Below are 8,198 nucleotides of genomic sequence, written 5' to 3'. Positions count from 1 at the left end.
GATGTCCCAGCTGAACGCGTAATAGGTACGCGCCGGGTCCATGTAGTCGACGTCGCCGGCCACGCCGACGTTCAGCGTGCCGCCCTTCGCCGTCGACGGGTTGAGCGGCACCTTCGAAGCGAAACCACCGCCGGTGCCCTGCGGGTTTCCTTGAACCGATGCGGTCGAGCTGCCCGTGGAGGGACTCGACGATGACGATGGTGAGCTTCCGCTACTCCCACAGGCCGCGAGGCCTATGGTTGCGACCACGGCCGTGGACGTGAGTCGCGCGATGGTTTTCGCACGCAGCATGTTTGGTCCCTTCACGACGCAAACCAGCCTCGGTAGCTGCAACTAGTCGTGCAAGCGACCGTGACGGTACGGCAGGCTGCCCAGGCCGTTACCCGGCCATTCCGACTGCGGCGCAACCGTGACCCGAGCGAGACCAACTGCGTTGAACCCACGAGTACGGCGGCCGACGACCGGACCATCAAAACCGCACCCCGGCGGCCCAGTTGAAACCAAACCGTGACATCGTCGACGGTCAGAAGCTCGGGATGCCGGCGCGAACCGGCCTTACGCCTGCGGCGTCACCAGGGTCCGTGCAGGTCCGAGTTCGCGGCACCGAGCGCGTCGACGTACCGTGCCCGCTCGCGACCACCGGACGTGCCGTCGACCGCAACCGCGAGCCGGCCACGCACCGCGCGCAGGTCGTCGAAGTGCTTTCGCGCCATCCAGTCGACCAGGCCGTCGGTCATCACTTCGAGGTAGTCAGCACCGTTGCGCAGCAGCGCGGACGTCGTCATGACGACGTCCGCCCCGGCGAGCAGGTAGCGGGCGACGTCGGCGGCGTCCTCGACGCCGGTCGAGGCGGCGAGCGAAGCGTGCACCCGTCCGCGGAGCTGGGCGATCCAGGTCCGGGGCAAGCGGGCGTCGGCCGGGCTGGACAAGCCGATGCCGGGCACCAGCTGCAGCGTCTCGGGGTCGATGTCCGCATGCAGGAAGCGGTTGAACAGGACCAGGCCGTCGGCGCCGGCCTGGTCCAGACGCTCTGCCATCTCGGTGATCGAGCTGAAGTACGGGCTGATCTTCACCGCGACCGGCACCTGTACGGCGTCCTTCACCCGCTCGAGGATCTCCACGTGGCGCTGCTCGACCTCGCGCGCGGTCAGCGGCGGATCGTCGACGAGATGGAAGACGTTGAGCTCGATCGCGGCGGCGCCGGCATCCTGCATCGCTCTGGCGTAGCCGGTCCAGCCCCCTGGTGTGGCGCCGTTGAGGCTGCCGATCACGGGAATCGAGACGGCGGCCCGAGCGCGCTCGAGCAGGCTGAGATACCGCCGGCCGGGGTTCTGCTCCCGGGCCGGGAAGAAGCTGAGCGACTCGGGGAAGCTCTCGGTGCCGGCCTCAGCCAGCTGGTCGTGCCGCTCGACGGCGGCGACCACCTGCTCCTCGAACAGCGAGGGAAGCACGACCGCACCGGCCCCGGCATCGGCGAGGCTCCGGATCCCGTCGAGCGTTCCCGACAGCGGCGAGGCGGAGGCCACCAGCGGGCTGCGAAGCCGCAGGCCCAGGTAGTCGGTCGCGAGATCCATCAGCTGTCCTCGCCGTCCGCTGCCGCCCGGGTCGGCCGGGTCGTTTCAATGCTCTCCGCGCGTGCGCCGGCAGGGAATCGATGCGCCGGGCGGGTCGCCATCTCCTCATACGTCGCCCATCTCTGGTCGACCGCGGCCTGGGCGAGCGCGGCCAGCCGTTCGGCTTCGGCGGGCTCCGAGTCGGCGAGCATCGCGTAGCGCAGCTCGCGCCGCGTGTAGTCGGCCAGGCTGAGGCGAGGGCGCGGAGAGTCGAGAAGGAACGGGTTGCCGCCCTCGGCCCGCGCCATCGGGTCGTAACGCACCAGCGGCCAGTACCCGCTGGCGACGGCGCGGTACTGCTGGTCGAGTCCGCTGCGCATCTCGATGCCGTGCGCGATGCAATGGCTGTACGCGATGATCAGTGACGGTCCGTCGTAGGCCTCGGCCTCCCGGAAGGCCTTCAAGGTCTGCTGCGGGTCGGCACCCATCGCCACCCGTGCGACGTACACGCTGCCGTACGCAATCGCCTGCAGCGCGAGGTCTTTCTTCTCGACCGTCTTGCCGGCCGCGGCGAACTTCGCCACCGCGCCCAGCGGCGTCGCCTTCGAAGCCTGGCCGCCGGTGTTCGAGTAGACCTCGGTGTCGAGGACGAGCACGTTGACGTCACGACCGGCCGCGAGGACGTGGTCGACTCCCCCGGACCCGATGTCGTACGCCCACCCGTCGCCGCCGACGATCCAGACACTCCGCCGTACCAGGTAGTCGAGCACGCTGCCCAGGTCGGCCGCCGCGGGCGTGCCGAGCACCTCCAGCCGCCGGCGCAGCTCCTCCACGCGCTCGCGCTGAGCCGCGAGCTCGGACTCGGTGCGCTGCGCAGCGCGAAGCATGTCGTCGACGAGGTCCGGGCCGACCTTCTCCGCGAGCTCGGACAGCCGTGACCGAGCCAGCGACTCGTGGTGATCGGCGGCGAGCCGCAGGCCGAGCCCGAACTCGGCGTTGTCCTCGAACAGGGAGTTGGCCCACGCCGGCCCGCGGCCCGCGGCGTTGGTGGTCCACGGCGTGGTCGGCAGGCTGCCGCCGTAGATCGACGAGCACCCAGTCGCGTTGGCGATGACCGCCCGGTCCCCGAACAGCTGGGACAGCAGCTTGAGGTACGGCGTCTCGCCGCAGCCGGCGCACGCCCCCGAGAACTCGAAGAGCGGGGTCAGGAACTGCGTGCCTCGCACCGTGCCGAAGTCGACCCGCGGCCGCTCGGGCACCGGCAGGCTTTCGAAGAACGCGATGTTCTGGCGCTCGCTCGCAAGCGTGGGTTCGCGGTCGGTCAGGTTAATGGCCTTGCGGTCCGGATCCTCGGGAGCGCTGACCGGGCAGGCCTCGACACACAGCGCACATCCGGTGCAGTCCTCGACGTACACCTGCAGGCTGTAACGGGAGTTCGGCATGCCTCTCGCGTCGAGCGGAGCTGACCGAAACTCGGCCGGAGCGCCGTCCAGGAGGTCGGCGTCGTAGTACGTCGATCGGATCACGCTGTGCGGGCAGACGAAGCTGCAGTTGCCGCACTGGATGCACAGCTCCGGATCCCAGGACGCGACCAGGTCGGAGATGTTTCGCTTCTCGTAGGCCGCGGTTCCTGACGGCCAGGTTCCATCGACCGGAAGTGCACTGACCGGAAGCTCGTCGCCCTGGCCGGCCAGCATCGTCGCGGTGACGTCGCGAACGAACGACGGCGCCCCCGCCGGAACGAGACTCGGCAGCGGGCGCTGCGAAGTCACGTCGTCGGGAAGCGGCACGCGGCCAAGTCCGGCGAGCGCTCGGTCGACCGCGGCAAGGTTCGCGCTCACTACGCCCTGGCCACGCCGGCCGTAGGTGTGCTCGATCGCCTGCTTGACCCGTTCAAGTGCGGTGTCGCGCTCGAGCACGCCCGAGAGTGCGAAGAAGCAGGTCTGCAGCACGGTGTTGACCCGCCCGCGCAGCCCGGCCTCGGCGGCGATGCGGCTGGCATCGATGACGTAGACCTGCAGACGCTTGTCGAGGATCTGGGTCTGCACCGGGAGCGGAAGAGCGTCGAACACGTCCTCGGGCGCGACCGAGCTGTTCACCAGCAGAACCGCGCCGGGCGCGGCGCGGGCCAGCACCTCCGGACGGGTCAGCAGGCCGAACTGGTGACAGCCGACGAACTCCGCCTGGTCGACCAGGTAAGGCGCGCGGATCGGCCGCGGTCCGAACCGCAGGTGTGACACGGTCTGCGACCCGGACTTCTTGGAGTCGTAAACGAAGTACGCCTGCGCGTACATCGCCGGATCCTCGCCGATGATCTTGATCGTGTTCTTGTTCGCGCCGACCGTCCCGTCCGAGCCGAGGCCGAAGAAGACGGCGCGGACGGTGCCCTTCGGCTCGATGTCGAGTGGTGGACCGTAGGGAATGCTGGTGCCCGAGACGTCGTCGTTGATGCCGACGGTGAAGCGGGATCGCGGCTGCGCCCGGCCGAGCTCGTCGAAGACGCCGGCCGCCATGGCGGGCGTGAACTCCTTGGAGGACAGCCCATATCGGCCACCGACCACGAGCGGCAACCGGTCGCGGTCCCCCCGAGCGACGGCCTCCGCGAGCGCGGTGGAGACGTCGAGGAAGAGCGGTTCTCCCAGCGAACCCGGCTCCTTCGTCCGGTCGAGCACGGCAACCCGCCGCGCCGCACGAGGCAGTACGTCGATCAGCGCATCGGCGGGAAACGGCCGATAAAGCCGCATCGTCACGACCCCGATCCGTTCACCGCTCGCGACCAGGCGCGCGACCGTCTCCCGCAACGTCTCGGCGCCAGAGCCCATCGCGACCACCACCCGGTCAGCCTCCGGGTGGCCGGCGTACTCCACCAGTCCGTAGCGGCGGCCGGTGCGCTCGGCGAGCAGGTCGAGCGCGGCTTGGATGTGTGCCGGAGCCGCGGCGTAGAACGGGTTGACGGTCTCGCGAGCCTGGAAGTAGACGTCCGGGTTCTGAGCCGTCCCGCGGATCACCGGGTGATCGGGTGACAACGCCCTGCCCCGGTGCGCATGGACGAGCTCGGTGGGCACGAACGCGGCCAGGTCCTCGTCGGACAGCTGCTCGATCGTGTTGAGCTCGTGCGACGTGCGGAACCCGTCGAAGAAATGCACGAAGGGAATCCGGGCTCGAAGCGTCCCGGCATGGGCGACCGCAGCGAGGTCGTGTGCCTCCTGGACGCACGACGAGGCGAGCAGCACCGCCCCGGTCTGCCGCACGGCCATCACGTCCGAGTGGTCGCCGAAGATCGACAGGCCTTGCGCAGCGAGCGAACGGGCCGCGACATGGAAGACCGTTGGCGTGAGTTCGCCGGCGATCTTGTACATGTTCGGGATCATCAGCAGCAAGCCCTGCGAGGCGGTGAACGTCGTCGCCATCGCGCCGCCCTGCAGGGCCCCGTGCAGCGCACCGGCCGCGCCCGCCTCGCTCTGCATCTCGACGACCGTCGGCACGGTGCCCCAGATGTTCGCCCGGTGACGCGCAGCCCACTCGTCGGCGGACTCGGCCATCGGCGAGGCAGGAGTAATCGGGTAGATGCAGCACACCTCGCTGAGCCGGTAGGCAACCGACGCGGCGGCGGCATTGCCGTCCACAGTGACCCGGCTCACGGCTGCGCCATCCCCGCACGAGGCTCCGGCACCATCTCGATCGCGTGCACCGGGCACTGCTCGAAGCAAGTGGCACAGCCGGTGCATCGGTCGTAGTCGAAGCGATAGCGGTTGCCGATGCCCAGCTTGATGACCGCATCTTCCGGGCAGGCCCCCAAACAGCCATCACATTCGAAGCAGTTGCCGCAGGACAGGCAACGCCCGGCTTCGAAGCTGGCTTGTTGCGCCGAGAGGCCGCCCACCACCTCGCCGAAGTCCACGACCCGCTCGGCCGGCGACCGCTCGGGCTGGGCGCGGCGTGCCGCATCGCCGAAGTACCAGAGGTTCAACCCGTCGAACTCGGCGATCGGATGCTTGCCGGCGACGCCGGCCGGCACACCGCGCAGCCAGGCGTCGATGTGCAGGGCGGCCTTCTTGCCGTGGCCGACGCCGACCGTCACCGTCCGCTCGGCGGGCACCATGTCTCCACCCGCGAACACGCCGGCGCAGCCGGTCATCATCGTCTCGGAGACGATGACCGTGCCGTCATCGTCGAACTCGACACCGGGCACGGACCGCAGGAAGGCCGTGTCGGTTCGTTGGCCCAGAGCCAGGATCACCGTGTCGGCAGCAAGCTGTTCGAACTCACCCGTCGGGGTCGGGACACCGCGCTCGTCGAGTCGCATGACCTCGACCGTGAGATCGGGACCGTCGAACGCGCTGATCGTCCGCAGCCAGTTGATCCGCACGCCCTCGCGCTCGGCGTCCGCCGCCTCGTCCTCGTGGGCGGGCATCTGCGCCCGAGTGCGGCGATAGACGATCAACGTCTCCTCCGCACCCAGCCGGCGGGCCGTGCGGGCGGCATCCATCGCGGTGTTGCCACCGCCGTACACCGCGACCCTGCGCCCGATCGCCGGACGCTCGCCGGCGGCGACATCGGCGAGGAACGGGAGCGCATCGATGATGCGACCCGTGTCTCGAGCCGGAATATCCACCCGGTTGGACAGGTGCGCACCGACAGCGACGAAGACGGCGTCGAACCGACCCTCACGGCGCTCCGCGTCGAGATCGCTCACCGTGTGGCCGCCCGTGAAGCGCACTCCGAGAGCGGCGATCCGGGCCAGCTCGGCGTCGAGCACGTCGCGTGGCAGCCGGTACGACGGGATGCCGTAACGCATCATCCCGCCCGGCACCTCCGCACTGTCGCGAATCTCGACGTCATGGCCGCGGCGAGCCAGGTGGTACGCCGCGGACAGCCCGCTGGGACCGGCCCCGACGACCAGCACCCGCTTGCCGCTGCTCCGCGCACGATCCGTGAACTGCCATCCGTGGTCGATTGCTTGGTCGCCGAGAAAGCGCTCGACCGAGTGGATCGACACCGCGCTGTCGAGATCGGCCCGGTTACAGGCGGTCTCGCACGGGTGGTAGCAGACCCGCCCGTGGATGGCCGGGAACGGGTTGTCCGCCACGAGTGCCCGCCAGGCGTTCTCGGTCCGTCCGGCCTGGATCTCCGCCAGCCAGGCCTGAATGTTCTCCCCTGCCGGACAACCCGCATTGCACGGCGGGAGCAGATCGACGTACGACGGCCGCCGGTTGCGCACCGGACCGGCGCGGGACTGCCCGTGGACGAGGTCGGGCAGCGACGTCATGTCGCGTCGTGTCATGTGTTCACCCGCTCGTCATTCGCCGTTGCGAGCACCCGGTGCAGCCTTTGGTGGTGCACGCTTTCGCCCGTCGTGGGCAGACATTTCCAGCCCGACAGCGCGCGGACTAGGGCCGAAGGTCCCACCCGCGAGTGGTCGAACGCCGGGTCACGAGAGCGAGGTTCGCGCATGCCTGCACCATGAGAGCGCCCCGGTCGTGCGCCTTCTCACGATGCCTTCAGGAACGAACTTGACACTGGCGTGGGGCTAGTACGACTACCTGTAGTAGATAGGCATATTCGACTACTACAGGTGGTAGTGGAAGGTCATGTCAGCGAAGCGCACTTCGGGCACGACCCTGGACCCCGCGCTTCGATTCGTTGCCGAAGCACCTCCTGACGCAGACTCGCCCGCCGCAAAGCCGGCCGGTCGCCGATGGGAGCTCGGCTCACGGCAGTGGCGCGGATTCCTCTTCGCCATCGCCGCCCTCGCGTTCCTCGTCCGGCTGATCCCCGTCCTTCGCGGTGGTGGCCTGACCTTCTACGGGCGCTACGACGACGGCGTCTACTACGCCGCTGCCGATGCGCTGACCTTCGGCCGCGTGCCATACCGCGACTTCGTCCTGCTTCACCCGCCGGTGATCATGTTGGCGGTCGCGCCGTTCGCGGCGCTCGGCCGGATCACCAGCGACCAGGTCGGGATGGCAACCGCCCGGGTCGCTTTCATGGCGATCGGCGCGCTGAACGCGACCCTTGTCGCCCGCCTCGCTCGTCGCTGGGGACTGGTGGCGGCCGTGGTCGCCGGAATCATCTACGTCGGTTGGCTGCCCGCCGTGTTCGCCGAACAGACCGTTCTCATGGAACCGATCGGCGGCGCAGCCATCCTCGTCGCGCTGCTGCTCCTGGTGAAGCGTCCGACGCTGGTCACGGCTCGCGCCGAGTGGTTGGCCGGCGGCGCGCTCGGGTTCGCAGCCGTCACAAAGATCTGGTACCTCGCACCGTGGGCCCTGCTCGTGCTGTGGCCACTGCTGCAGCGCCGGCTCGGGTCGGCGCTGCGGATCCTCGGCGGCGGCGTGATCGTCGCTGCGATCATCGTGGCGCCGTTCGCCGTACTCGCCCGCGGACGGATGTGGGACATGGTCATCCGCGACCAGCTGCTGCGCCCGGCCGGGACGGTGCCGCGACTCGGCCGGCTCGCGGACGTCGCCGGAGCCTCGCTGATCCACCACAGCCCGGCCCGCTGGGTGCTGGCGATCGTCGTACTCGTCCTCATCGCGGCGTGCGCCACCCTGTCGGCCAAGGACCGCTCGGCGCGGCTGATCACCGCGCTGTTCGTCGTCGACCTGCTTGTGCTGCTCGCGAGCCCGTCGTACTTCCTTCACT

General features: G+C 69.4%; 4 protein-coding genes. 1 reads left to right on the top strand and 3 read right to left on the bottom strand.

Translation table 11 applies throughout. The annotated features are described in order from the left end of the window. Positions 1-569 precede the first annotated feature (569 nt). From VME70_16825 to VME70_16815, 3 genes are read right to left on the bottom strand one after another with little or no spacing between them, the layout of a single operon-like run. The gene (locus VME70_16825; protein ID HTW21861.1) at positions 570-1,574 is read right to left on the bottom strand and encodes a dihydroorotate dehydrogenase-like protein; all 1,005 of its coding nucleotides are present in this window, start codon (positions 1,572-1,574) and stop codon (positions 570-572) included. Continuing rightward, on the bottom strand, positions 1,574-5,194 hold the full coding sequence (gene nifJ, locus VME70_16820; protein ID HTW21860.1) for a pyruvate:ferredoxin (flavodoxin) oxidoreductase: 3,621 nt from the start codon (positions 5,192-5,194) through the stop codon (positions 1,574-1,576). Before nifJ ends, VME70_16825 begins: the two co-directional genes overlap by 1 nt. Next, positions 5,191-6,837, bottom strand: a complete 1,647-nt coding sequence (locus VME70_16815; protein HTW21859.1) for an NAD(P)-binding protein — start codon at positions 6,835-6,837, stop codon at positions 5,191-5,193. Before VME70_16815 ends, nifJ begins: the two co-directional genes overlap by 4 nt. Positions 6,838-7,144: 307 nt before the next feature. On the opposite strand from VME70_16815, the gene VME70_16810 reads away from it, so the two are divergent. Then, the coding region (locus tag VME70_16810; GenBank protein ID HTW21858.1) for a glycosyltransferase 87 family protein at positions 7,145-8,198 on the top strand (1,054 nt) is incomplete at its 3' end.

Source organism: Mycobacteriales bacterium (assembly GCA_035504215.1).
Taxonomy (GTDB): Bacteria; Actinomycetota; Actinomycetes; order JAFAQI01; family JAFAQI01; genus DATAUK01.
This window is presented reverse-complemented; position numbering and strand designations above follow the sequence as displayed.

What these genes read in the sequence shown, in the direction of transcription:
- VME70_16815 (HTW21859.1), bottom strand. Translation starts at nt 6,837, where the DNA reads ATGACACGACGCGACATGACGTCGCTGCCCGACCTCGTCCACGGGCAG.
- VME70_16825 (HTW21861.1), bottom strand. Translation starts at nt 1,574, where the DNA reads ATGGATCTCGCGACCGACTACCTGGGCCTGCGGCTTCGCAGCCCGCTG.